Below are 1,783 nucleotides of genomic sequence, written 5' to 3'. Positions count from 1 at the left end.
CCAGGGCGTCCTGAAAGAAAAACTGACCACCTTAGGCTACCGCCCGGGAATGCGCTGCTTCACCCCCAAAATGGTCGCTTGCATTGTGGAGCATTTGGGGGAGCCGTGAGATAATGTGCGACGTTGTCTTAGGGCTGTAAGCCCGGCAGATCTCAGCCCAAGGCGTGAGCCTTGGGTTAAAAGCAATCACCTCCTGTCTTCGAGCCCTCGTATGTTTGCAAAGAATTATTAGAATCGAATAAAAAGTATTATATTTGTAAACAAAAACGAGAAGGGGTGTATGGGGATAGCAACGAGCCCTATATAACGTAAAAACGTATATCGCCTTACAGATTCTGCGCCCATACATCATTCTTCTTAGAGCCTCAGTATCCAGGAAACAAGCTATATGCTTGTATTCCGCATCTATTTACGAGGAAAGGCCAAGGAGAAATCCCTTCGTTAAAAAAACGAGAAAATGAAAGCATTAAAAGCAGTAGTAGGGATTGATGTGTCTAAAGATCACTTCATGGTATGTTACAAATCAAGAGACAGTAAAGTAATCAAAGGAACTCGTAGTTTCAACAACAACGAGTCTGGCTTTTCGGAATTGCTGGATTGGTGTTCTAAACGATCGGATATCAAACCTGATTTTGCGATGGAAGCAACAGGCGTATATCACGAAAAATCAACAGATTATCTGTATAAGAATAGCTGTCAGGTCAGTGTAGTATTGGCCAATAAAATCAAGCACTATGCAAAAAGCCAGAATATCAAAACGAAAACGGATAAGAGTGATGCCTCAGTGATAGCGAATTACGGATTGGAACGGAATCCTGCGGCCTGGAAACCCATGACTCCTAAGTTCTTTTTGTTACGTCAAATGTGTCGTGAAATGTTGTCATTCAAACTGGATTTGACACGAGCCAAAAATCAACGACATGCCCTGGAATATGCCTACGGCATATCCGAACAGGTATTAAAAGTGAAAGACGAACAAATCCTGTTTTTAAACAAGTCTATCCGAATCATGGAGGAAGATATCTGCCGGGTCTCACAGGAAGATAAGGCCTTTGATGCCAGGGTTAAATTGCTGACAAGCATTCCTGGACTCAGAGTCATCACAATCATTACAATCCTTTGTGAAACGGACGGTTTTGCGTCGTTTAATAACCTCAGACAGATAGTTAGTTGTGCTGGTCTGGATATATCCGAAAAAGAATCGGGACAAATGAAAGGTCGCTCCAAGATATCTAAAACAGAGAATAGCCATCTACGTCAATGCTTGTACATGCCGGCTCTATCAGCTTGCAGTTGTAATAAACCCATAAAAGGTCTTTATGAGCGAATTGTGGAACGAAACCCAACGATTAAACGTAAGGGGATTATTGCCGGTATGAGGAAATTATTAATATTGGTATTTGTGTTGTGAAAAAAAGGCGAAGCGTATGATCCCGATTTTCAGTGGGGAAGAACGAAGACATCAGGGAACGATGAGACTAAGTCTTCTTATTGTTCCAGCTCGAAGAGCTGTCTTTAAGCCGATCAAAAAGAAGCAGGACCTGAAGTCTTCTTATTGTTTGCTGCAAATATACGTATTTTAACTGATTAAAAAGCCTTTTTGTTTGCTTTTTATCATAGTATCTGTAAGGGCGATACCTTGTGACACAGGATGTTACCGGTGCCGCCCTTACAGGTAGGGTGTCCAAAAACTGTCGTTCAAATTAGGATAATAGAGCACTCGATTTTTTAGTATTCTAAGTTCTACTATTTATAGTTTGTCATGTGATGAATATTTTATTCA

General features: G+C 41.2%; 2 protein-coding genes. Both read left to right on the top strand.

All coding sequences use genetic code 11. From position 1 onward, the window contains the following. The first annotated feature begins 10 nt into the window (after positions 1-10). Complete coding sequence (locus DW083_RS23265) at positions 11-109, top strand: DUF4248 domain-containing protein (RefSeq protein ID WP_370039556.1); 99 nt, start codon at positions 11-13, stop codon at positions 107-109. 348 nt (positions 110-457) lie between these two features. Then, positions 458-1,411 (top strand): IS110 family transposase, encoded by a 954-nt coding sequence (locus DW083_RS21865; RefSeq protein ID WP_122333824.1) that lies wholly within the window; start codon positions 458-460, stop codon positions 1,409-1,411. The last annotated feature ends 372 nt before the right edge of the window (positions 1,412-1,783 follow it).

Source organism: Parabacteroides sp. AF48-14, assembly GCF_003477465.1.
GTDB lineage: Bacteria > Bacteroidota > Bacteroidia > Bacteroidales > Tannerellaceae > Parabacteroides > Parabacteroides acidifaciens.
This window is presented reverse-complemented; position numbering and strand designations above follow the sequence as displayed.

What these genes read in the sequence shown, in the direction of transcription:
- DW083_RS21865 (WP_122333824.1), top strand. Translation starts at nt 458, where the DNA reads ATGAAAGCATTAAAAGCAGTAGTAGGGATTGATGTGTCTAAAGATCAC.